This is a genomic window from Dyella sp. ASV21 (genome assembly GCF_016428975.1).
In the GTDB taxonomy this organism is placed as follows: domain Bacteria; phylum Pseudomonadota; class Gammaproteobacteria; order Xanthomonadales; family Rhodanobacteraceae; genus Dyella.
In genome coordinates, this window is the sequence record NZ_JAELTT010000052.1 from 1 (window position 1) to 22,794 (window position 22,794).

Annotated in this window: 17 protein-coding genes; 9 read left to right on the forward strand and 8 right to left on the reverse strand. The window is 58.8% G+C overall.

Annotation, left to right across the window (positions count from 1 at the left end):
• The first annotated feature begins 132 nt into the window (after positions 1–132).
• From JHD67_RS15560 to JHD67_RS15570, 3 genes are all read left to right on the forward strand, one after another.
• Positions 133–1,005 (forward strand): hypothetical protein, encoded by an 873-nt coding sequence (locus JHD67_RS15560; protein WP_199100145.1) that lies wholly within the window; start codon positions 133–135, stop codon positions 1,003–1,005.
• 76 nt (positions 1,006–1,081) lie between these two features.
• Positions 1,082–2,419 carry a UDP-glucose/GDP-mannose dehydrogenase family protein gene (locus JHD67_RS15565; RefSeq protein WP_199100146.1) on the forward strand — a complete coding sequence of 446 codons (1,338 nt, stop codon included), beginning with the start codon at positions 1,082–1,084 and terminating at the stop codon, positions 2,417–2,419.
• A gap of 279 nt (positions 2,420–2,698) precedes the next feature.
• Positions 2,699–4,369, forward strand: coding sequence for a Wzt carbohydrate-binding domain-containing protein (locus tag JHD67_RS15570; RefSeq protein WP_199100147.1), 1,671 nt, complete (start codon positions 2,699–2,701; stop codon positions 4,367–4,369).
• A gap of 49 nt (positions 4,370–4,418) precedes the next feature.
• Here the strand turns inward: JHD67_RS15570 and JHD67_RS15575 are convergent, their stop codons facing one another.
• From JHD67_RS15575 to JHD67_RS15610, 8 genes are all read right to left on the reverse strand, one after another.
• Entirely contained in the window at positions 4,419–5,768 is a 1,350-nt protein-coding gene (locus tag JHD67_RS15575) for a phosphomannomutase (protein ID WP_199100148.1), read from the reverse strand.
• 35 nt (positions 5,769–5,803) lie between these two features.
• Positions 5,804–6,706 (reverse strand): GDP-mannose 4,6-dehydratase, encoded by a 903-nt coding sequence (locus JHD67_RS15580; RefSeq protein WP_199100149.1) that lies wholly within the window; start codon positions 6,704–6,706, stop codon positions 5,804–5,806.
• The gene (gene gmd / locus JHD67_RS15585) at positions 6,690–7,724 is read right to left on the reverse strand and encodes a GDP-mannose 4,6-dehydratase (protein WP_199100150.1); all 1,035 of its coding nucleotides are present in this window, start codon (positions 7,722–7,724) and stop codon (positions 6,690–6,692) included. The genes JHD67_RS15580 and gmd overlap by 17 nt, the downstream gene beginning before the upstream one ends.
• A gap of 109 nt (positions 7,725–7,833) precedes the next feature.
• The gene (locus tag JHD67_RS15590) at positions 7,834–12,042 is read right to left on the reverse strand and encodes a glycosyltransferase (protein WP_199100151.1); all 4,209 of its coding nucleotides are present in this window, start codon (positions 12,040–12,042) and stop codon (positions 7,834–7,836) included.
• A gap of 21 nt (positions 12,043–12,063) precedes the next feature.
• The gene (locus tag JHD67_RS15595) at positions 12,064–13,692 is read right to left on the reverse strand and encodes an FkbM family methyltransferase (RefSeq protein WP_199100152.1); all 1,629 of its coding nucleotides are present in this window, start codon (positions 13,690–13,692) and stop codon (positions 12,064–12,066) included.
• Positions 13,689–14,915 carry an ABC transporter ATP-binding protein gene (locus tag JHD67_RS15600; protein WP_199100153.1) on the reverse strand — a complete coding sequence of 409 codons (1,227 nt, stop codon included), beginning with the start codon at positions 14,913–14,915 and terminating at the stop codon, positions 13,689–13,691. Before JHD67_RS15600 ends, JHD67_RS15595 begins: the two co-directional genes overlap by 4 nt.
• A complete protein-coding gene (locus JHD67_RS15605) occupies positions 14,912–15,706 on the reverse strand; it encodes an ABC transporter permease (RefSeq protein WP_199100154.1) in 795 nt (264 codons plus the stop codon). The genes JHD67_RS15600 and JHD67_RS15605 overlap by 4 nt, the downstream gene beginning before the upstream one ends.
• A 142-nt stretch (positions 15,707–15,848) precedes the next feature.
• Positions 15,849–17,015, reverse strand: coding sequence for a PLP-dependent aspartate aminotransferase family protein (locus JHD67_RS15610; RefSeq protein WP_199100155.1), 1,167 nt, complete (start codon positions 17,013–17,015; stop codon positions 15,849–15,851).
• 195 nt (positions 17,016–17,210) lie between these two features.
• Here JHD67_RS15610 and rfbB point away from each other — a divergent pair, with 195 nt between their 5' ends.
• The 6 genes from rfbB (at position 17,211) to JHD67_RS15640 (ending at position 22,760) form a co-directional block, all read left to right on the forward strand.
• Positions 17,211–18,281, forward strand: coding sequence for a dTDP-glucose 4,6-dehydratase (rfbB, locus tag JHD67_RS15615; RefSeq protein WP_199100156.1), 1,071 nt, complete (start codon positions 17,211–17,213; stop codon positions 18,279–18,281).
• Positions 18,278–19,165: a glucose-1-phosphate thymidylyltransferase RfbA gene (gene rfbA, locus JHD67_RS15620; protein ID WP_199100157.1), complete on the forward strand. Its 888-nt coding sequence runs from the start codon at positions 18,278–18,280 to the stop codon at positions 19,163–19,165. Before rfbB ends, rfbA begins: the two co-directional genes overlap by 4 nt.
• Positions 19,162–19,719, forward strand: a complete 558-nt coding sequence (gene rfbC, locus JHD67_RS15625) for a dTDP-4-dehydrorhamnose 3,5-epimerase (protein ID WP_199100158.1) — start codon at positions 19,162–19,164, stop codon at positions 19,717–19,719. The genes rfbA and rfbC overlap by 4 nt, the downstream gene beginning before the upstream one ends.
• On the forward strand, positions 19,716–20,660 hold the full coding sequence (rfbD, locus tag JHD67_RS15630; RefSeq protein WP_199100159.1) for a dTDP-4-dehydrorhamnose reductase: 945 nt from the start codon (positions 19,716–19,718) through the stop codon (positions 20,658–20,660). Before rfbC ends, rfbD begins: the two co-directional genes overlap by 4 nt.
• Complete coding sequence (locus JHD67_RS15635) at positions 20,654–22,066, forward strand: mannose-1-phosphate guanylyltransferase/mannose-6-phosphate isomerase (RefSeq protein ID WP_199100160.1); 1,413 nt, start codon at positions 20,654–20,656, stop codon at positions 22,064–22,066. The genes rfbD and JHD67_RS15635 overlap by 7 nt, the downstream gene beginning before the upstream one ends.
• Before the next feature lie 346 nt (positions 22,067–22,412).
• A complete protein-coding gene (locus tag JHD67_RS15640; protein ID WP_199100161.1) occupies positions 22,413–22,760 on the forward strand; it encodes a hypothetical protein in 348 nt (115 codons plus the stop codon).
• The last annotated feature ends 34 nt before the right edge of the window (positions 22,761–22,794 follow it).

Below are 22,794 nucleotides of genomic sequence, written 5' to 3' on the forward strand. Positions count from 1 at the left end.
GAGCAGCGACCGCACAGCTCGCATGGCTATAAGCCGCCGGCCACCATCCGGCGAAACTGGTCCCAACCCGATATCATCCCCGCTGAACTCACTGCCTGATTGGACACAAAGTTCGTACGCAGGTCAGTAGCGATGGGCGTCGAAGCTTTGGTAGACCGCTTCCATCAACATCGCGCACTGGTCGTCGCAGGCGTGGCGCTTCTGGTGTCTTTGGAAGCAATTGCCTACAAACCAACCAGTGTTCCGGTAGAGCAATGGCGCGATCGCATTCAAACGCTTCGCTCCGGTTGGGATGCCGACAAGGGACGCAATCAGACGTCCATCATCTATGGATTGAGCCGTCCAGGGGAGCCGTGGCTTTACGCCGAACTCGATACCATGATGCTGGCGCAGGATATGGGGGTGGCCACTGTAAATGGCTATTCGGGCAACTTGCCTCCAGACTTTGGGCTGCCTGATGCTTGCGCGACGGGGGTAAAGCGCCTCGCTCAAGGCGCTGCATTCAATGGCTGGCCCACATCTCGGACCGCGAGCTTGATTCCCCGATTGAAAGTGCTACCGGAAACGGCAGCCTGCCCGGACTACAGCCACTTGCAACCGTTTGCCGGCGCACTGTCCGAAGATACTTTCCGGCACACAACTATCGCTATCGTCTCGCAGGACCATGATGATCAGGCGTATACGATTACTGTGTCTGTTACGAACAAAAGCGATCACTATCTACCCGCCGTTTCGCTCAGCAATGATCCGGTGCAACTGTCTTGGCAGTTCGTGCCCGAGAGCCAACCCGTGGATATGGCCGCCTGGACGACTCGAATGCCTCTCGAAGTCGACGTAGCCGCGGGCAACACCTTGAATCAGAAAGTCCCCGTGCAGCTACCTACGCAACCCGGGCGCTACCAAATCGTTTTTTCTTTGGTCCAGGACGGTGTCTCCTGGTTCCATGACAAGGGCATGCCTTTGGCTGTTGGTGCGCAGATCATTGAGGTGCCTGCGCCGCGATGAGTTGTTGACTTGACCTGGTCCCCACAGGTGGGGCGGGGCAGCTAGAGCACCCACTTTTAAATGAAGGTGAATTGCGATGAAAGTGACTGTTGTTGGAACCGGCTATGTCGGTCTCGTTTCGGGCGCCTGCCTGGCGGAAATGGGTAACGATGTTCTTTGCCTGGACGTGAATCAGGCAAAGATCGATGTACTCAAGGCCGGCGGCGTCCCCATTCACGAACCTGGCCTCGACAAGGTCATTGCGTCCAACGTCGCCGCCGGACGCCTGCGTTTCACTACGGATATCGAGGAAGCTGTTCGCTTCGGCACAACACAGTTCATCGCCGTGGGGACGCCACCTGACGAGGACGGCTCCGCCGACCTTAAGTACGTACTTGAGGCTGCTCGGAACATCGGTCGCCTGATGACCGAATTCAAGGTCGTTGTCGACAAGAGCACGGTGCCTGTTGGCACGGCCGATAAGGTCAATGCGGTTATTGCGGAAGAATTGCTTCGCCGCGGCATTCAGCTCGATTATTCAGTGGTGTCCAACCCAGAGTTCTTGAAGGAAGGTTCCGCCGTCGAGGACTTCATGAAGCCCGACCGCATCGTGGTCGGTGCCGACGACGAGCGCGGCATCAAGATCATGCGTGAACTGTATGCCCCGTTCCAGCGCAATCACGACAAGCTCATCATTATGGACGTTCGCTCGGCGGAGCTTACCAAGTACGCGGCGAACGCCATGCTCGCCACGCGCATTTCTTTCATGAATGAACTGGCACTGCTGGCAGAGAAGCTTGGCGCAGATATCGAGTGGGTGCGTCACGGCATCGGCTCGGACCCGCGCATTGGGTACCACTTCCTCTACGCGGGCTGCGGGTACGGGGGCTCCTGTTTTCCCAAGGACGTCAAAGCCCTCATTAAAACTGCCGCCGAGACCGGGCAGCACCTCAACGTTCTACAAGCTGTTGAAGTGTCCAACGACATTCAGAAGCAGGTGCTGGTCTCCAAAGTCTGCTCACGCTTCGGAGATGACCTTACAGGCAAACGTTTCGGCCTGTGGGGTCTAGCTTTCAAACCCAACACCGACGACATGCGCGAAGCCACCAGTCGCGTAGTTTTAGAAGCGTTGATCGCGAAGGGCGCTACGGTTGTGGCGTACGACCCGGTAGCAAAGGAAGAGGCTCAACGCATCTACGGGGATCACGCCGGCCTGACGCTAGCCGATTCACCTGACGAGGCCATCCGAGGCGCAGACGCACTCATAGTCGTCACCGAATGGAAAGAGTTCCGCTCGCCTGACTTCGGTGAGATAAAGACACTCTTAAAGCACCCCGTGATCTTTGATGGTCGCAATCTGTACGACCCGGCGACGGTCAGGGGGCATGGTTTTGAGCATCATGCTATCGGCCGGGCCATGGGTGGCGCGGCATAGAAGCACTGACTACTCCGCCGCCCCACGCGAGCTACACGCGTGGGGCGCTGGGCTGCCTTGCAACGTCTACGTAGACGGCCGTGTCCTGATCCGTGCATCGACCAGCGACACCTACGATCGATTTCTCGCAACTCGCGTGCGCATATTTGCTAACGGCATCACATACAGTGGACTTGACCGCAAGCAATTCGTAAGTTTTTGAGGTAAAGCAGGCTTGCGGCATGCCATAGTCCGGGCCATTTTGTCATCCAGCCTGTCGAGTGGGCGTTTTTAGTATCCATGAAAGCCATCCTCCATTTTCATTTGCCCAGGACCGGCGGCACGGCGCTACGCGAATTCTTTGAGCATCAGGTGGGTGAGAGTCGCGTGTCTAAGCCGATTACCGGCATGAAACTGCGTGATGCTCTGCTTCAATGGGAGCACGCCCAGGTCATAAGCGGCCATTTCGCCGCTCTGCAAGGAGATCGGCTTCCGTGTGACCGTTACAACATCACGGTATTACGCAACCCGCTCGACCGGTTTCTCTCCGATCATTTTTTTAGGAAGCACAACAACGTTGGCCGAGTCATCCACACGTCGGTCCAGCTTTCGGGTTTTGACGAGTTCATCGATCAATGCCAGGGGCAGGCGGGGCACCTCGTACAACTCGATATGTTGAGCCCGCTGGCACTTCAGCACAGCAGCAACCCCACATTGGATGACCAACTGCAGGCTGCCAAACGTGCCATCGACACATTCGACGGGGTCGGCGTGCAGGAGGAACTCGACGACTTCGCCCACATGCTTTGTGCTGAGTTCGGCTGGTCAATCAAGGCTGTACCCCGATCGAATGCCACCATCCAACGCATCACGCTGGACGCCCTGAACAGCAGGCAGCGTACCCTTCTGGATGACCTGCTCGCACCTGAGATCGAACTGTACGAGTACGCCCTTTCGCGCTTCCGTGAAAATCGTCGGAGCTACATCCGATGCGCAGGGCGCGAAGCAGCCAAGACTATCCCCTTGGACGCCTCCCCTATCGCAACAGAGATCGCCGAAGCTCCCGTGGCGCTCGAGTTTGGTGACAGGCGCGCGGAGATTCTCCAGGTTGAAACGGTCGGTGCCCTGCTTGGTGCAGGGACTGCGATGACAGGGGAACGAGTGTCAATCAAGGTGCGTTTCGCCGCGCACGTGTTACTGGAACAGCTCAATATCGGTATTGCCATCAAGGACGAACGGGGCGGGCTCGCCTTTGGAACAAACTCCTTGCAGTTGGGTCGACGTTTTGCTCGCGTGCATCCGGGCGCATATGAAGTGACGTTCACCATGCTCAACAGGCTGGGGTGTGGTCACTATTCCGTGGATGCAGCCCTTGTACAAGGGCTCACGCATCTCGACGGCTGCTACCACTGGCATGAAGACGTGAGTCAGCTTGAGGTCCCCAGCGCCGCAACCAATCACGCTATTGGTCGCGTTTTGATGGACGCATCTGTCACCCTGGAGGGCGGTACATCGGAAGCCTCCTGGCAGGAGGACGCCGAAATCGCGCAAACAGGTATTGCCGGTTCCTTCGGCGTTATTCACGAAAACCTGCAGGATTTCCGCGCCTCTCTCCAGCCCATGGCCGACATCTCCAGCCTCAGGCCGGGAGTGGATACCTTGCTACAAGTACGTGCATCGAATCTTGGCCTTGCACTCTGGCCGTCCGTCGGCCGCAATCCCGTAAATATTTCGTACCGATGGCTGACCAGCAATGGCGACGTGGTGGTCGCGGATGGCTTGCGTAGCTCGCTGCCGGAAAACGTATCACCAAGCCTGGATGCTATCGTCCCCATGCATATCCGCTCTCCGTCCACTCCCGGGAGCTACATCCTGCAAGCATCGCTGGTGCAAGAGCACAATGCTTGGTTCATCGATCAGGCACCGGAGTCGGGCTTCGCACTGGCCGTCGACGTTCGCGCGTCCCAATGAACTGCTTAGGCGGGGCCGGGGTTACCCCGCCCAGCCCTTGGTTATGGACTTAACTGGCCGTAATCAGACGACGGATCTCGTCAGTACGTTGCCGCATAAGCCTCTCGTCGCCTCTCGATTCCACATTAAGGCGCAACAAGGGCTCGGTATTCGACGAGCGCAGGTTGAAGCGCCACTGATCGAACTCCATGCTTACACCATCGACGCGACTCAGCGTGCCATCTGCCGATGCGTAGTGTGCCAAGACCCGCTCCACCGCGGCAGCCGCGTCCGTTACCTTGAAATTGATCTCACCGCTGCAAGGGAACGCGGCGATGCGCTCGGCCAACATATCCCTGAGCGATATGCCGGTCTTGCAGATGCGCTCAGCTATGAGCAGCCAAGGAATCATCCCGGAGTCGCAATAGGCAAAATCCCGGAAGTAATGGTGGGCGCTCATTTCGCCGCCATAAACGGCATCTTCCGCACGCATGCGCTCCTTGATGAATGCGTGACCGGTTTTACTTTCAACCGCGACGCCACCGGCCTGCGCGACCATTTCCATCGTGTTCCAGGAGAGCCGGGGATCGTGGATGACCTTGGCACCGGGATGCTTCTCCAATAGCTGTGCTGCCAGCAAACCAACGAGGTAGTAGCCCTCGATAAACTCGCCTTTGCTGTCAAAGAAAAAGCAACGATCGAAATCACCGTCCCAGGCAATGCCGAAATCCGCGCCACTCGCCAAGACAGCATCTGTTGTGGCCTGGCGATTTTCAGGAAGCAGCGGGTTGGGAATGCCGTTGGGAAAGCTGCCATCCGGTTCGTGACAAATACGAACAAACTCGAATGGCAAGTGCTTGGCTAACTCGTCGATCACCAGGCCTGCACCACCATTGCCTGCATTGACCACAATGCGCAACGGCTTGAGCGCACGGACATCCACATAGCCGAGCAGATGAGCCACGTAGGCGTTCTTGTCGACATCGCTACGCAAGGCGCCCTTGACGGCCACATCGACGAAGTCGCCGCTCTCCACCAGGGCCTCGATCTCGCGCAGCCCGCTGTCACCGCTGATCGGCCGCGCGTCTTCGCGCACCAGCTTCATGCCGTTGTAGTCGATGGGATTGTGGCTAGCGGTCACCATGATGCCGCCCGCGACGCCACGATGAGCCGTTTGGAAATAGACCTCTTCGGTACCGCACAAACCGATATCGATCACGTTGCAGCCAGCCTGGTTCAGACCATCGGCCAACGCCTTGGCCAATGAAGGACTCGCTAGGCGCACGTCGTAACCCACGACCACCTCGCCTTGGCCCACTACCTGGGCGTAAGCACGGCCGATACGCTGGGCGATATCATCATTCAGCTCATCAGGTATCCGCCCACGGATATCGTAGGCCTTGAAACTTTTGAGTGCCATTGCTGCTTGCTCTCCGAGCTATCAAAGGCGCCGGCTTAGGCGCCATACATCCAGGCTATGGTGCGTTCCAGCGGAACGACCTCAAGCGATCCGATTAATCGTTCGAGTTTCTCATTCGATCCGAGCAACTTCAGTACGTCGTTGGCACGAACAAACGCGGGGTTAACTCGCACATCGATCGCGTAATTCGCCAGGCCTTCGAGCATGCGCACCACATCCATAAGACTGTGAGCCACGCCCGAGCAGATATTGACCGTTTCGCCAACGGCCACTGGCGATTCAAGCAGTCGACGATAGGCATCGGCGACGAAGCGCACATCCTGAAAATCACGCGCGACTTCAATATTGCCCAACTCGATGGTGCGCTCGCCACGGCGGAAGTGACCGACGATCTTGGGCAAAAGGAACTTCTCACTCTGCCCGACGCCGGTATAGTTGAATGGCCGCGCCAAGATAATGGGCAGTTTGTCCATCCACAGCTTGGCCATGTATTCCATCGCCAGCTTGCTCACCGCATAGTCATTAGCAGGCGCCGCTACCGTTTCCTCAGTGAGCAGCTCCACTTCGCTATTGCCGTAGACATTGGCGCTGCTAGCAAGCAGCACGGCACGGGGAGCCCGCGGCAAAGCCGCGAGCGCCTCCAGCAAATGACGCGTACCGGTTACATTGGTCCGGTAGATCGCATCGGCATCGCCATGTGCCACAAATGCGATCGCCGCGAGATGAACAACCACATCGGGCTGAACCCTGTTGACCACCTCGGCGACGGCTGCGCGATCGCACAGATCAGCAGGATGAACATCCTGACCTGCCACATGAGACATACCCACGACGCGATAGCCAGCCTCGGCTAACGCGGCACCTACATAGCGACCGGTGAACCCGTCAATGCCCGTAACCAGGGCCGTAGGCTTGTGGGAATCAGAAGGATTGGCCACGTTCGTTCCGGCGAATGTCGGCTTCGACCATCATGCGGCAAAGTGTTTCCAGATCCGTTTCCGGCTTCCAGCCCAGTTTTGCGGTCGCTTTGGCCGGATCGCCGATAAGCAAATCGACCTCGGCTGGACGGTGGAACTTAGGATTGATTCGAACCAACGTCTTACCGCTGGCGGCGCAAAGACCTATCTCGTTCTCACCCTCGCCTTCCCAGCGAATCTTGATGTCCGCGGCAGCGAAGGCGAGCACCACGAAGTCACGCACCGTTACCGTGCGATTAGTGGCTAGAACGTAGGTATCCGGCTCGTCAACCTGCAGCATGCGCCACATGCCCTCGACGTATTCCTTTGCAAAACCCCAGTCGCGCTTCGCATCGAGGTTACCGAGTTCCAGCACTTCAGCCTTGCCCAGCTTGATCTTGGCTACGGTATCCGTGATCTTGCGTGTCACAAACTCACGACCGCGCAACGGGGATTCGTGATTGAACAGGATCCCGCTGCAGCCGAAGATGCCATATGACTCGCGGTAGTTCACCGTAATCCAATGGGCATAGAGCTTCGCCACACCGTACGGGCTGCGCGGATAAAACGGCGTGTCTTCCTTCTGGGGCACGGCCTGCACTTTGCCGAACATCTCGGACGTAGATGCCTGGTAGAAGCGAATCTGCGGATTGACCACGCGAATAGCTTCAAGCAGATGAAGCGCGCCGACACCGGTGATCTGTGCCGTCGTACCGGGCTGGTCAAACGACACGCCAACGAAGCTCTGAGCGGCCAGGTTATACACCTCGGTTACGCCAGTGCTCTGCAGCAGACGAATTGCAGAACCGAGATCCGTTAGATCGAATTCGACCAAATGGAGATTCGGATGCGACTCGACGCCTAGCTCTTCCAGACGCCAGAAATTGACCGAACTGGTTCGCCGGTAGGTCCCGTAGACCTTGTAACCCTTCTGGAGGAGCAGCTCAGCGAGATAGGCCCCGTCTTGACCCGTAATTCCCGTAATCAGCGCAGATTTCATTCGTTAACTCTTCAGTTGATCCATACAAACTCTGGTCTGCGCCCATCTCCTATCTGGCGAAAGGCAACCGGAGCAATTCCTGATATTTGAATCGCTTAAAGTAGCACAATCAATGCCCTTGGCCTGACCTCGACCATTGCAGCTCAATTTTCCGAACCGCCAGCCCCAGCACGCGCTCATCGGCCGAAAGGCCTATCATTGCCGGAGAAACGGCGTCGGCTTGCAGCAAGTCGATGTCGAGTCGTCGCGTACCTGCGACGAAAGAGGGCGGCACCAGCCACCGCAACACCGGAGAGGGCTCACCGAACGCCTGGGTCCAATGTCCCAGCAGTTCGCCATTTACTTTGAGGCTAAATGCCTGCCGCGGGCAGCCCTCGCACACGAAAGCGTCCGCCTCGATAGCGAGCACCAGATGAGCATCCTTGGGCGCGGTCAGATCCATGGAGATCCTCGCCAATGATCCGGTCGCCCAACGCCCCCAAGGTTCGGTTTTCGACCAGCCCTCCGGGAGATACTCATCCGATATATAACGCATGTCCAGCAAGAGACCGGCCTCGCCCAGGGACAAGCGTACTCCGCCGCACATGACATCCCGAACCCAATTCGCGTGACCGCGCTCGACCAGCATCCGCCCTACGGTGCGGCCGCTTTGCGCCCAAGAGAGCACGTCGACGGCGACACCCGGGGACAATGGGTGGCCGGCTTTTCGAGACTGGAGCCACTCAGCAACGGCATGCGCCATGTCAGCTCCAGCTTTGCCCAGAAAATAATGAGCATGCGAACCGGCTACCTCACGGAAAACGGGGATGTCCCTAGCTATCACGGGCAAGCCATGGTTGGCGGCCTCGATGATGGGCAATCCAAACCCCTCGCCTTCAGAAGCCACTAACAAGCCGGCGGCAGCCCCGTATATGGCACGCAAGTCAACATCGTTGATGCCACGCAGCCAATGGAGTCGACTCCCGTACTCAGGGTGTGACTCAATGCGCTTGCCCAAATCGTCCATCATCCAGCCAAGCTTGCCGACGATGACAAGTTGAACGTCGCTGCCATTGGCCCAAAGCTGCTCGAACGCCTCTACCGCCTGACGATGGCCCTTGCGCGGCTCCATCGTACCGACCATCAGTAACGAAGTCCGCGCGCCCATGGACTCAACCACCGCCCGCGTTGGTGCAGCCAGTTCGCCACTCTCGGTATTGGCCTGACTAGCTTCCAGCTCAGCGCCCAAGTACGAATAGCCAATCCTCAATGACCGCGACCGACGAATGGACTGGGTAGATAGCCAGCCCGACAGCTCACCAGCCACCGTTTTGGAAATGCAGATCAGACCATCCGCGCAGGCGGCAATGCTGCGCAGCCACTTGGCGTGCATTCGGTCGATTCCCGCCGGGAAGAACTCGGGCCGCAATACCGGGAGAAGGTCATACACCATGAAATGTACGGATACCCCCCTATCCCGCCACGCTTCAAATAGCGCCTGGTTGGCCGGTGTAAGGTCGGCCACCCAATCCAAGCCGAAAAAAATGTCCCCGCATGTCGCGTCAATGGCCTCTTCGGGCAGGCCCAGTGACGGCACGCCCAGCAGCGCACAGGCATAGTCCCGCGCGTAGACGTAACGCCCCCCGTAAAATCGAACCAGCTCTACCCGAACATCCTCGATGGCGCCGAGTAACAGCTGCCGGGCAATGTTGCGGGTCACCCGCTCGATGCCAGTCTTATGGTCATCACGCACGACTGCCGTCACGTCAACAAACAACGTGGACTGGCGGCGCGGCCGGCGATTGTTGAACATTGCCCTGGCAACCCGCCACCAATCCTGGTCGGTCAAGCCTTGATCCGCAGCAAGAAGCTTGCCTAGTTGCCGCTCTCTGCTCAGGAAGTGATGTTCAGCGAAATACTCGATCGCATCGGCGTACTGAGCGGATACCGAGGAGGGATGATGTTCTGTATTTATGAGATGTCGCGCCCGCGCCGACATCGCCTGGCGCCGGTCAGGCTGCGCAAGCAGTATCTCCATGGCCTCAATCAATTCATTGTCACCGAACTGATCCGGCAACATGAGTACAGCCTCCTTGTCCAGCTCCGCAAAGGTAGCGTGAGCATTCACGATGATAGGGAGGCCTTGCGCCATACAGTCGAAAACAGCTGCCGATGTTTCTCCGCGAGACTCGGTCCTCAGCTGGATCGCCAAGTCAGCCGACTCCAACCACGCATGGTACTGCGCCTCATCGACGAAACCGGTTATACGGATGCGGTCTCTGGCTTCACTCGCACGCATGGCGGCTAGTAGATCTGCACCGTATTCCGCACCGTGATTCTCGCCGACAAACACGAGGTGACACGTAGCATCCGCGCAAAGCGAACTGGCGAGCCATGCAGAAAGGATGCGACCGTTGAGCTTGGTGGGGGCCACCATGCCGAAACTGCAGACGACAAAATCGCCAGGCGCAATACCAAGTGCCCGGCGAGAGGCATCCCTGCTACTGGCTCGGCGACGCTTTGGAAATGGAATCCGTCGCAGCTCCTGAGCGCAGCGCGTTCCATAGAAACGCTCGACCTGATCGATCGCATAGCGGGAATGCACCAGCACACCGGCAGCGTGCTCAAGTACCTCCCAACTGCTTGGGTAATGCTGCACCGACCATTCGCGCCCCTTTTCCTGGTCTTCGACCAACGCAGGGTAACCATGCGAGTGATACAGACGCTGGAGGTAGGGTTGATCGGATCCGGCATGAGCCGCCCGCCAGCGGCTCAGTGCGCCAATGAACGAATCGTGCAAAACGACCGTACCAGGGTGCTGACGCATCAACTCAAATTGATGCAGGTGGAACGCCGAATTACCAAAGTGATACAGAATGCGATCGAACTCGTTGGCGTGCTCGACAAACCACGCCACCGTGCGCACTGGATAGTTGCTCGTGATCCACGGATCGGAGACGTCGCGTTGGGCGACGATCACCTCGATGTCGTAGTAACGCTGCAGGCTTGGTAACAACTCCGCGCTGTAGTCCGCTATACCGCTACGCTCGGGAGGAAGCGGCGATACAAATGCCAGCCTACGCCGCCGACTTAGCGGATCAGCTGGCGAAGTCACTGCCGACCTGCCAGAAGCTATCAGCGATTCAAAAGCTTCCAGGACTCGCCGAGCACTCGATTCCCATGAAAACTGTTTCGATTGGGCCAGGCCATGCGAGCGATAGGCATCAGCCAGCGCGGGGTCCTCGAGTACGCGAGTCATCTTTGCAGACAGGCCACTCACATCCACGGGGTCGAACAACATCTCCTCACACCCGACGACTTCGGGAATGCTGGTAGCGTTGGCAGCGAGCACCGGTGCGCCGCAAGCCATAGCTTCAAGCACGGACAGTCCAAAGCCTTCCTGCAAAGACGGAAATACAAAGAGCGCGCAGCGACTGTAGAGCTGGATCAACTGTTCGTCGGTGATCTTCCCTGTAAAACGCACTTCATCCTTATTCAGGCCCACCCTGGCGGACAGCTCTCGCAGTGCCTCTTCTTGAGAAGTGTTGATCTTGCCGCCGAGCACCAGAACATGCGTCTGGCGCAATGCCCTGGGGAGCTCGGCATAGGCACGAATAAGCATGTCGACATTTTTTCGATCGTCGAAACCGCCGACATACAGCACAAAGCGAGTTTTCAGTTCAATCGGCAACTCAACTCCGGCCAATTCGTCCGGGCCCAGCATCCGAAACTGATCATCTACCGCACTGGATACTGTACGGATGCGCTCCGGCGCGATATTCAGCAGTTCAATAGCCTCTTCGCGCGCGTACTGGGAAATCGCCAGGAGGGCATCGGCGCGCTCTAGAAAGCCCAATTTGCGGAAGTACCAAGCACGTACGTCTGGCCGAGCCAAAAAGCGCTCCTTATCCGACAGTGGAATAAGGTCATAGAGCGTTACGGCCTGAAAGCAATCGACCGGTAACCGGCCGATCGACGTCACCGTGTCGTCAACCCAACCTTCGAAAAGACTGCTTGTCCATACGATGTCAGGAGCCAGTTCGCGCAGGAAATTCTCGCGCACCAACTCAGCCGCATTCGCCCGTGCATGACTACCCGGGTCCATTCCTGCCACGGGGGCCGGAATGGAAAAAGACACAATTCGCTCGACAGGAACGAGCGCCTGGAACGCGGACTTGATCTCTTCGACATGGCCTAATTGCGCGTTCGTCGCAATCCACAGCTCATGCTTCGCCCCAGCTAAACGCGTAAAAGCCTGTACCAGGGCCATGGTGTGCCGCCCGATACCGCGATGACGGCTTTCGCTCTGCGCTCCTTGCAGGTCAATGACAATCTTCATGCGCGAATGGTCTTATTGAACTTAGTCATGGATGGAACTCTGGCGCTTAGATGAAACCATCGTGCTCAAACGCGCATGAATCAGGTCGACCCCCGAGGTGGGAGCACCTTCAACGATGGGAAACCCACTACCCGCGCTCACCACGTCGACTTCAGAGTAGATATAGCTGGCGTTATGGCGGTGAAAGGACTTCAGCCGATGTTTTAGGCGTGGCGATCGTTCCAGCACGCCGCTCGCCCAATCGCGAATCCCCTGGTGCCGCTGCAAGAACCGGGCGCCTGCAAAGAGGGCGCGACGCACTGCCCGTCGCGGCAAACCACGCAGCGTCTTCCCGCCCTCTACGCCCTTTGCGGCCGGATGACGCTCGAAGCGACTGGAAATCCAACGCACTGGCTTGGTAATGCGCCAGGATCGGCTACTGAGTATCACTTGCAGGCTCGCTGCATACTGATCGCGCTGAGCACGCAACAGTTCAACCTGCTCGGAAAGGTACTGTGCCTGCTGCGCACGGAGAATCGCCTTTGCTGCACGCTCTTTCTCTTCATCCAGCGAGGCCTCGGCTTCGCGAATTTTTGCCTGCCCCTGCTTGAATTGAGCCTCGGCCGCGCGCGCCCAAGCCTGCTCCTGCTTCAATCGCGCCTCGACCGAGCGAATCTGCGCATGGGCCGAATCAAGCGCTACCGTAAGGCCGCCCATACGAGAAAGCTCTTGCTTAAGCTCGCTAACTGCGCCTTGCAGCTGTTCTTCGAAAGCGTTGGCCCGGCCGACCAGACGGGCATTGTCCTGCTCCAATTCCGCGATACGCTGCAGGCGATTTTGCGCTGTCTCCACCAATCCATGGATATCACCGAGCTCTCGGCGCTGCGCGACGAGATCGCCAGCATCGACCAAACCTCGACGCTCCACTTCCAACTGAATGATCCGTTCGTGCTTTACAAGATCGTTATGACGCACGAACGCGTCCAGCGGATTGGGTGGTGCACTAAACCGCTCTCGCAGTTCCGCATGCTCACTAGCCAGATAGAAACGATTTAGACCGTCCCAATAGACAAATTCATAGCCCCGCGCCAGCAACAGCGGATCCCAAGCGGCATGGCTCATGACCGCATCCAGCGCGCCCTCACCTTCACGCTGAGCAACGGGTTCAACCGCTTCGACGACGACAATCCAGGGCCGAATGCGCTCGAAGGAGAACCCGCGGATCACTCCCTCCTCCGCACCCTCGACATCGATCTTCAGGAAGTGCACTTCCCGTACACCATGCTCCTCGCAGATGTCGTCAAGCGTACGCACCTCTACCGTGATTTCGTGCGCGACATAACCCGCCGACTCATGGCGCCTGGCAAAATCCTGGTCCGCTGTGGATAGACCGGTGCCTGGAATGGCAAAAAAAGTCATGCGGCCAGCCCGATCGGATACGGCCAACTGCAAATTAATGTCGTGCGGCCGATCCGCCTTCAGCATCTCAACCCATTGCGGCATCGGGTCAATGTTGATGCCTGTCCAGCCCATGTCATAGAAGAGCTTGGTAACCGAATCCAACACCGGCTGCTGCGCACCAACGTCGATATAGAAGCCATGTACCACATCGCGCAAGGCGCGATGAAGCATGACGTCCTCTTGGTTCTGCGCGTAAGAAACGATATTCATGATTGGTCGATGGCAATAGAGGGAGGCATCCAGTTGGAACCCACGAAATAAGCACGATCCACATTCATCACCGTGAATACCAGCGCCAGGTCTCGCCACTCATAGTTATTCACCAAATGAGTATCGGTACTGACCAGCGCCGTGGATACCGAATATGCACCCGCCCCCATGTTCGTACTGAAACGGATCGAATAATTAATTACCTGCCCCGCACGTACCTGCTCCAGGGCCTGTCCCGTATGGTGAGTGTTGGTGCCGAAAACATCCTGCCCCAACCTATCCTTTATGAGATAGCCGAGCACCAGGCGCGGTATATCCGTATGCGCTTTGACCTGAATGCGCAACTCAGCCGGTTCACCGACATTGATGAACTCGACCGGCTCGCCGGCCGCGTTGTAAATACCGACTTTCTCGACCACGGCCTCGCCTGTACCAGACGTTGTCTGGACTTTGCCTGATTCGAGTTTGACGGAGCTGATGGCGGTATTTTCGCGCTCCGCAATCATGGCGTTGTAGTAGTCCATGACCGTGTGCGGATCACCGTCCATGCGCATCTCACCCTTGTCCAGCAGGATGGCTCGATCGCAAAGCGCCTGAATGGCGGTTCGGTCGTGCGACACGATCAGCAAGGTCGTGCCTTGACGGCGGAATTCCCGGATACGCCCCATGCTCTTGTGCTGGAAGTACGCATCGCCTACCGACAATGCCTCGTCAACGATGAGCACTTCCGGGCGGAATGCCGTAGCCACGCTGAAGGCAACGCGCATTTGCATGCCGCTGGAGTATGTACGCACGGGCTCGTCGAAATACTCACCAATCTCGGCGAAGGCCTCGATATCAGGAATGGCGCGCTCGATATCGGCCTGACTGAAACCCATCAGTCCCGCCGTATGCATGACATTCTGACGACCCGTGAGATCCGGATTGAACCCCATACCCAGCTCCAGAATGGCCGAGATTCGGCCATTTACTGTGAGGCTCCCGGTCGTTTGGCGCAAAGTACCCGTGATCAGCTTGAGCAAGGTGCTCTTACCGGCGCCATTTTGTCCCACGATGCCTACGGCCTCGCCGCGGCCAAGGCGGAAGGAGATGTTGCGCAAGACCCAGTGTTCTTGAACGTTGCGAACGGAAATACCCGCCCAGGTAGCGAATCGCAGAATCTGCGAAGGGTATTCACGAAAGGATTTACCGACGCCCTCAAGCACCAAAACGTTAGCGTTCATAGCACGTCAACCATTTCAGCCGAGGAGCGACGGAACAGAAGCAACGCTACCGCCAACAGACCCAACGAAATAACTGCCGTCAATCCCAAATGCTCCATATCTGGCGCGGTATGGAAAAGCAGTACGTTTTGATAGGAGCTGACGATCCAATACATCGGGTTTGCACTCAACGCGTACTTGAATTCCTCGGGCACGATGGTCGGCATGTAGACCACTGGGGTAAGCCAGAACCATAGTTGCAGCACGACGTTCATGACCTGAGCGACGTCTCGCACGAATACATTCAACGTTCCCAGGATTAGCCCGAGTCCCAGAGCAAATGCGAGCGTTAATGGGACTAGCACCAACAGCCATAGCGCAGTCGGCCCAACGGAATGTCCAACCAGCAGGAAAACACCAAGCGTTGCGATCAGTAGCAGCAAATTGTTGATGAGTGCCGAGCCAGCCAGGATCAGGGGCAGGCATATCCTCGGAAACACCACTTTTTTGAGCAGATTGCCGTTATCGACAAAGATGGTCAGGCAACGCGAAAGCAACTCGACGAAAAGCGACCACGCCAGGATGCCGGAGGTCAAATAGATAACGTAGGCGTACTTGTTGTCCGTTCCAGGCAGGCGCGAGCCCAGTACCCTGGACAACACCAGCGCATAGATGGCGACCTGAGCCAGCGGCTGCAGGATCATCCAGATAGCACCCAGGCTGCTTCGCGCGAAGCGAGCGCGGAAATCATTCCTCACCGAGGAAAAGATAAAGAACCGATAGCGCCAAATGGCGGCCAGCATTTCAGTCATGTGTCGTCCAATTACGATACGTTGCCAACATAGGCATGCCCCGTGCCCAAGTCGCCTCGGGCCTGAAGCGGTACGGACGCCGCTGACCCTCATCAGCGGCTGCATCCCTGCCCCAAAGCGCAGCCGCCGGGCCGCGCGTAGATCAACTCAACGCGTATTCAAGTTCGCTGCGAAGGTCATGGATGTCCTCCACGCCAACCGAAAGGCGAATCAGACCATCACTGATACCCAGGCGTTTGCGATTGGCCAAGGGAACCGACGCGTGAGTCATGATGGCCGGATGCTCGATCAGGCTTTCCACGCCACCAAGCGATTCCGCGAGCGCGAACAGTTCGCAGCGCTCCAGGGCCTTGCGCGCCTTCTTGAGACCGCCCTTGACTTCAGCGCTGATGATTCCGCCAAAACCATCCATCTGGCGACGTGCCAGCGCATGCTGGGGATGGCTCTTCAGGCCGGGGTAGATCACACGATCAATGGCCGGGTGCTTTTCCAGCCAGCGCGCGAGCTCGAGCGCGCTCTCACAGTGCGCTCGCATGCGCAGGTGCAGCGTTTTGAGGCCGCGCATGGCCAGGAACGCGTCGAACGGGCCCGATACCGCGCCTACCGAGTTCTGCAGGAAGCCCATCTGCTCGGCCAGTTCCTTGTTGCCCGCAACCACCACGCCCCCCACCATGTCCGAGTGGCCATTGAGGTACTTGGTAGCGGAATGCAGCACCAAGTCTGCCCCGAACTCCAACGGGCGCTGCAGCATCGGCGAACAGAAGGTGTTGTCCACCACCAGGATAAGGCCGTGCTTTTTCGCAAACGCAGCCACCTTGGCCAGGTCCACCAACTTGAGCATGGGGTTGGTGGGTGTTTCAGCCCAGATCATGCGGGTATTGGGCTTCAACGCGGCCTTCAGCGCTTGACCGTCGTTGAGGTCGACGAAGCTGAAGTCGAGCCCCGCCGAGCGCCGGCGAACCCGTTCAAATAGACGATAGGTGCCGCCGTACAGGTCATCCATGGCAATGACATGGCTGCCGGAATCGAGAAGGTCCAGCACGGTGGCCGCTGCGGCAAGCCCCGAGCCGAACGCGAAACCGCCAACGCCGCCCTCTAGCGCCGCGACACAGCCTTCATAGGCCATCCTCGTGGGATTCTGCGTCCGCGAGTACTCGTAGCCCTTGTGCTTGCCCGGACTGGCCTGAACATAAGTGGAGGTGGCATAGATCGGCGTCATGATGGCGCCGGTCGTGGGGTCGGGCCGCTGGCCCGCGTGAATGGCGAGGGTCCCCAAGCCGAGCTTTTGCCGCTTCCCAGTGGTTTTCATTCAGTCCGCTCATGCCCCGCCAGGGGGCTTTCCTAGGTCACAAGCCCCTCATATTACCTTCAGGCCGTGCTATTGCGGGCCTACCGTGTCAGGGCCGTTCACGAAAGCCCAGGACCACCGGTGATCAGCTTGGTGGTTCAGTCAGCAACAGGCATCATGGCGGCCTGCCAACGTAGGCCATATGCCAAGGATCGCATGATTCACCACTTGTCCAACCCGAAAACCCTCCTGGTCACCGGGGGGGCGGGATTCATTGGGGGCAATTTCGTCCTGGGTGCAGTCGCTGACGGCCTTCGGGTGGTAACCCTGGACAAACTGACATATGCGGGCAACCTGGAAACCCTCGATACCTTGCGAGGCCACCCCGGACACACCTTCGCGAAAGGCGATATCGCCGATCGCCGCCTCGTGCAACGGTTGCTGAGCGAGTTTCGACCCGACGCCATCGTCAACTTTGCGGCGGAATCGCATGTGGACCGCTCCATCGAGGGGCCGGCGGACTTTGTGCAGACCAATGTGGTGGGCACTCTTGGGCTGCTTGAGACGGCTCGCGACTATTGGCTGGCACTGGATGAGAAGGCCCGCGAAACCTTTCGGTTCCTGCATGTCTCCACCGATGAGGTGTATGGCACGCTGGGTGACCAGGGCAGTTTCACGGAACAAACCCCCTACGCTCCCAACTCGCCCTATGCCGCCTCCAAGGCGGCATCCGATCACCTCGTCAGGGCCTTCCACCATACGTATGGCCTGCCCACGCTTACCACCAACTGCTCCAACAATTACGGGCCGTTCCAGTTTCCGGAAAAGCTGATCCCCCTGGTCATCCAGAAGGCGCTGGCCGGCGAACCCCTGCCGGTCTATGGCGAGGGGTTGAATGTGCGCGACTGGCTGTATGTAAGCGACCATTGCGCCGCGATCCGGCAGGTACTTTCAGCCGGGCGGACGGGAGAAACGTACAACGTTGGCGGCCAGGCCGAGCGCAGGAACATTGATGTCGTGCGTCAGATATGCGCGCTGCTCGATGTTCGCCGCCCCCTGGCTGGGGGCAACCGCTACGAGTCATTCATCCGCTACGTCAAGGATCGCCCTGGCCACGATTGGCGCTATGCCATTGACTCTCGCAAGCTTCAGGTCGAGCTGGGCTGGCGCCCGGTGGAAACATTCGAAAGTGGTATTGCCAAGACGGTCGACTGGTATCTCGATCACCAATCCTGGGTCGCCCACGTGCTGGACGGCAGCTATCGGCTCGAAAGGATCGGAGCATGAGCGCGAGGAAAGGCATCATTCTGGCCGGCGGCGCAGGCACGCGGCTACACCCCATCACCCAGGCCGTAAGCAAGCAACTGCTTCCCGTCTACGATAAGCCGATGGTGTATTACCCGCTGGCGACGTTGATGCTGGCGGGTATTCGCGAGATTTTGGTCATCAATACCCCCCATGAACAGGCGCTTTTTCAGCGACTGTTGAAAGACGGCTCGCAGTGGGGGATCCAGATCAAGTATGCGATCCAGCCATCGCCGGATGGCCTGGCCCAGGCTTTCCTCATCGGCAGGGATTTCCTGGCCGGCTCACCGAGCTGCCTGGTGCTTGGCGACAATATCTTCTATGGCGTTGGCCTGACGGAACGCTTGCGTCGCGCCGCACTGCAGCAAAGTGGCGCAACCGTCTTCGGCTACTGGGTGAAGGACCCGGAGCGTTACGGCGTAGCTGAGCTCAACGCTCAAGGTCAGGTGATAGGTATTGAGGAAAAGCCGGCTCACCCCAAATCGCACTATGCGATCACTGGCCTCTATTTCTACGATCAACGCGCATGTGAGTTCGCGGACAGCCTGCGCCCCTCCGCGCGCGGCGAGCTGGAAATTACTGACCTCAACCGCCGCTATCTGGATGAGGGCCAGCTGCATCTGGAGCAGTTGGGCCGAGGCTTCGCGTGGCTGGATACCGGCACGCACGACTCGCTGATCGAAGCCAGCAACTACATTCAAACCATTGAGAACCGGCAGGGCCTGAAGGTCTGCTGCCCCGAGGAGATCGCCTACCAGAACGGCTGGATCGATGCGGAGCAGATCCGAAGGCAGGCCGAGGCGCTGGCCAAGACCGGCTACGGCCGCTATCTCGCCTCATTGATTGAGCAGGGCTCCTCCCCATGAGGATTATCGAAAGCCCTTTGCCGGGTGTGCTCGTCGTCGAGCCCCGGGTGTTTGATGATGACCGTGGATGCTTCTATGAGAGCTATAACGAAGCACGCTTCCAGGAGGCGGGAATCCGGGTCAACTTCGTGCAAACCAATGTTTCACGCTCCTCCCGCGGCGTGTTACGTGGTTTGCACTATCAACACCCAGCCCCTCAAGGAAAGCTCATCAGCGTGCTTGCAGGCGAGGTCTACGACGTGGCGGTGGATATCCGCCACGGCTCGCCCACGTTTGGGCAGTGGACGGCGGTCATGCTGACTGAAAGCAATTACCGCCATCTGTGGGTTCCGGAAGGCTTCGCGCACGGATTCTGCGTGGTTTCCGATACGGCCACGCTGATGTACCAGTGCACGACACATTACGACGCCAGCGCCGATGCGAGCCTGCGTTGGGACGATCCAGCACTTGCCATTGACTGGCCGGTTCGTGACCCGCTGCTATCGCCCAAGGATCAGCGCGCGCCGCTGCTAGCCGAGGTGCCGCCCGGCCGGTTGCCGGGATACGTATCGTGAAAATCCTGCTGCTTGGCGCCAATGGTCAACTAGGCCACGCTTTCATGAAAAGCCGGGCCCTGGCGTTGCGGGGGGAGGTGGTCCCCGCTACGCGGCAAGGCTGCCTGGATGGCCGCCCCTGTCACTCGGCTGATCTGGCGGACACGGCTTCTCTGAATGCGCTGCTGGACCGTGTACAGCCTGACCTGATCATCAATGCCGCGGCTTACACCGCGGTCGATCAGGCCGAAAGCGAAGAGCCGCTTGCCACGCGCATCAATGGCCACGCCTTGGCGGTGCTCGGCGGCTGGGCCGCGAAGCACCATGCCCTGATCGTGCACTATTCCACCGATTATTTATTCGATGGCACAAAAGCCGCGGCGTACGGTGTCGATGACACCCCTTCCCCCATCAATGCCTACGGTCGCAGCAAGCTGGCCGGTGAGCTCGCTCTTAGAGCGAGCGGCGCATCCCACTTCATTTTTCGCACCGCCTGGGTGTATTCGCCGCATGGAAGGAATTTCTTCCTGACCATGCTCCAGCTGGCAAAACAGCAACCGGAGCTGCGGATCGTCAACGACCAGTTTGGGACCCCGACCCCGGCCAGCTTGATTGTGGACGCTAGCCTCGCGGCCGTGGATCAATGGCAATTGGCGCCCCCTGCTAAGCGAATTTCCCTGGAAGGGACGTATCATGTGGTCTCCGATGGCGTGGCGACGTGGCATGATTTCGCCACCCGGATTTTTCGGAAGGCATCGGACGCCGGACTGCTTCAAGGCACGCCCAAGATCGTGGCTGTCGGTACCGGGGACTACCCCACCCCGGCCAGGCGGCCGGCGTGGTCGGTCTTGGACAATGCCAGTTTCCGCCACCGCTTCGGCTTCGAGCTGCCGGACTGGCGTGATGGACTGGATGACACCATCAACAAGCTTTATTCAGAGGTTAACGGACCAACATGTTGATCCCCCTTATTCTGAGCGGCGGTAGCGGCACCCGCCTGTGGCCCATCTCCCGCAAGAATCTTCCCAAACAGTTCCTGCCACTCAGCGGTGAGGGCACCCTGTTTCAGCAAACCATTGCACGGACCGAGCGCCTGCCTAATATCGGTGCTCCCATTGTGGTGGCGAGCGCTGACCATCGCTTTCTGGTCGCCGATCAGCTGCTGGAGTCGCTGGTGGAGGGCGCCACGATCATTCTGGAGCCGGTGCCCCGCAATACGGCACCAGCCATTGCCCTGGGCGCGCTGCAAGCCGTTGCTCACGATCCGGAGGCCATCCTCCTGGTGCTTCCGGCCGATCACTTGATCGGCGACACCGACAGCTTCGTATCCGCCGTTCAGCAGGCCCTGCCTGCGGCCCGGGACGGCTGGCTGGTAACCTTTGGCATCCGGCCGAGCCGCCCCGAGACAGGCTTCGGCTACATTCGTCGCGCCGAAACCATCAACGACGCCACCTTCCGGGTCGAGCGTTTCGTAGAGAAGCCGAATCTTGAAACCGCCCAGTCCTACCTGACCGACGGCGGCTATGACTGGAACTCGGGCATGTTCCTGTTTAAGGCGTCCCGATATCTGGAAGAACTGGCGGCTCACGCGCCGGATATGCTTGCGGCCGTCAAGGACGTGTTTGCCACGGCGCAGAGTGATCTCGACTTCGTACGCGTCGACGCCGAGGCCTTCGCCAAGGTACCGGACGACTCCATCGACTACGCCGTGATGGAAAAGACCCAGCGTGCGGCCGTCGTACCGGTGAGCTGCGAATGGAGCGACATCGGGTCCTGGTCGGCACTGTGGCTTGCCGGCCACAAAGATGCCAATGGCAACCTGCGCGAGGGTGACACCATCGCTGTCGACACCCGCAATACGCTGGTCCGCTCGCACGACCGCCATCTCGTGGCTACCGTCGGCCTGGACGACGTCATTGTGGTCACCACGCCGGATGCCACCCTGGTGGCGCATCGCGACGCAGCCCAGGACGTCAAGCGTGTTGTGGACGAACTAAAGGCCTCTGGCCGCAGCGAGCATTCGCTGCACCGAGCCGTGCGTCGTCCGTGGGGCAGCTACGACTCCATCGAAGCGGGTGAACGCTTCCAGGTGAAGCGCATCGTGGTGAAGCCCGGTGCCTCGCTCAGCCTGCAGAAGCATCACCACCGCGCCGAGCATTGGATCGTGGTTTCGGGCACGGCGGAAGTCACCTGTGACGATCGCGTATTCTTGCTGACGGAAAACCAGAGCACCTTCATTCCCCTGGGAAGCGTGCATCGCCTGCGCAACCCGGGCAAGGTGGATCTGGAGCTGATCGAAGTGCAGTCGGGCAGCTATCTTGGCGAGGACGATATCGTCCGCCTGGAAGACGTCTACGGTCGCTCCTGAAGCACGCATGGCCGTGCCCGGCGTCACGGATGCCTGGCACGGCCATTCCGAATGGCGGCTTTTACGTGCGATAACGTGTTGGTGCAATGCAGCACGACACCTTGCGCCTTTCCGCCATCCGATTTGTTTGAAACACGCAGGATTCCGCAATCACCGGTAGTGGAACAAACCAGCTATCTACCGGCTTGAACACGAAGCGACAGCAGCGAAGTGCCGCGCTATTTGCAGCGCAACATCGCGTCATAAAGACTTTTGAATCTATCGACAGCTTCGAGACGAGTGCGTAAGAATGACTGCGCCTTCACCCTTTCCGACGAAAGGCGCTGCCGCCGGGATACGCTAAAACATGAAAGCAACCTCCTCTGTTCTGGCCAGGGAACCGGTCACCGAGGCGCTCGACTGGCGTGACGTTGCCAGCGAACGACTGGCCAAGATCACCGACCTCGAACACGTTTTGACTGCCACGACGGCGCGATTGAATGCCATGCAAGGCGAGCGACACCAACTGGTGCAGCAGCACCATGCGGAAGTGACGTCACTCAAGCGGCAGCTAGACCACCTGCATGCGCTGCAACTGGAAGAAAAGCTGGAGGCTGCGATGCGACGCGAGGCGGATCTACTGGCCAGCACCTCGTGGCGCATTACCCGTCCGTTGCGTGCGCTGTCGGTGCTGCTCGCCCGGATCATGCGCTAAGCGCGCCCCTTTGCTGGAGCGGGGAACACGCGCC

What these genes read in the sequence shown, in the direction of transcription:
- rfbC (WP_199100158.1), top strand. Translation starts at nt 19,162, where the DNA reads ATGAGGATTATCGAAAGCCCTTTGCCGGGTGTGCTCGTCGTCGAGCCC.
- JHD67_RS15590 (WP_199100151.1), bottom strand. Translation starts at nt 12,042, where the DNA reads ATGAAGATTGTCATTGACCTGCAAGGAGCGCAGAGCGAAAGCCGTCAT.
- JHD67_RS15560 (WP_199100145.1), top strand. Translation starts at nt 133, where the DNA reads ATGGGCGTCGAAGCTTTGGTAGACCGCTTCCATCAACATCGCGCACTG.
- JHD67_RS15635 (WP_199100160.1), top strand. Translation starts at nt 20,654, where the DNA reads ATGTTGATCCCCCTTATTCTGAGCGGCGGTAGCGGCACCCGCCTGTGG.
- JHD67_RS15640 (WP_199100161.1), top strand. Translation starts at nt 22,413, where the DNA reads ATGAAAGCAACCTCCTCTGTTCTGGCCAGGGAACCGGTCACCGAGGCG.
- rfbB (WP_199100156.1), top strand. Translation starts at nt 17,211, where the DNA reads ATGATTCACCACTTGTCCAACCCGAAAACCCTCCTGGTCACCGGGGGG.
- JHD67_RS15595 (WP_199100152.1), bottom strand. Translation starts at nt 13,692, where the DNA reads ATGAATATCGTTTCTTACGCGCAGAACCAAGAGGACGTCATGCTTCAT.
- JHD67_RS15575 (WP_199100148.1), bottom strand. Translation starts at nt 5,768, where the DNA reads ATGGCACTCAAAAGTTTCAAGGCCTACGATATCCGTGGGCGGATACCT.
- rfbA (WP_199100157.1), top strand. Translation starts at nt 18,278, where the DNA reads ATGAGCGCGAGGAAAGGCATCATTCTGGCCGGCGGCGCAGGCACGCGG.
- JHD67_RS15600 (WP_199100153.1), bottom strand. Translation starts at nt 14,915, where the DNA reads ATGAACGCTAACGTTTTGGTGCTTGAGGGCGTCGGTAAATCCTTTCGT.
- JHD67_RS15565 (WP_199100146.1), top strand. Translation starts at nt 1,082, where the DNA reads ATGAAAGTGACTGTTGTTGGAACCGGCTATGTCGGTCTCGTTTCGGGC.
- JHD67_RS15610 (WP_199100155.1), bottom strand. Translation starts at nt 17,015, where the DNA reads ATGAAAACCACTGGGAAGCGGCAAAAGCTCGGCTTGGGGACCCTCGCC.
- gmd (WP_199100150.1), bottom strand. Translation starts at nt 7,724, where the DNA reads ATGAAATCTGCGCTGATTACGGGAATTACGGGTCAAGACGGGGCCTAT.
- JHD67_RS15605 (WP_199100154.1), bottom strand. Translation starts at nt 15,706, where the DNA reads ATGACTGAAATGCTGGCCGCCATTTGGCGCTATCGGTTCTTTATCTTT.
- JHD67_RS15570 (WP_199100147.1), top strand. Translation starts at nt 2,699, where the DNA reads ATGAAAGCCATCCTCCATTTTCATTTGCCCAGGACCGGCGGCACGGCG.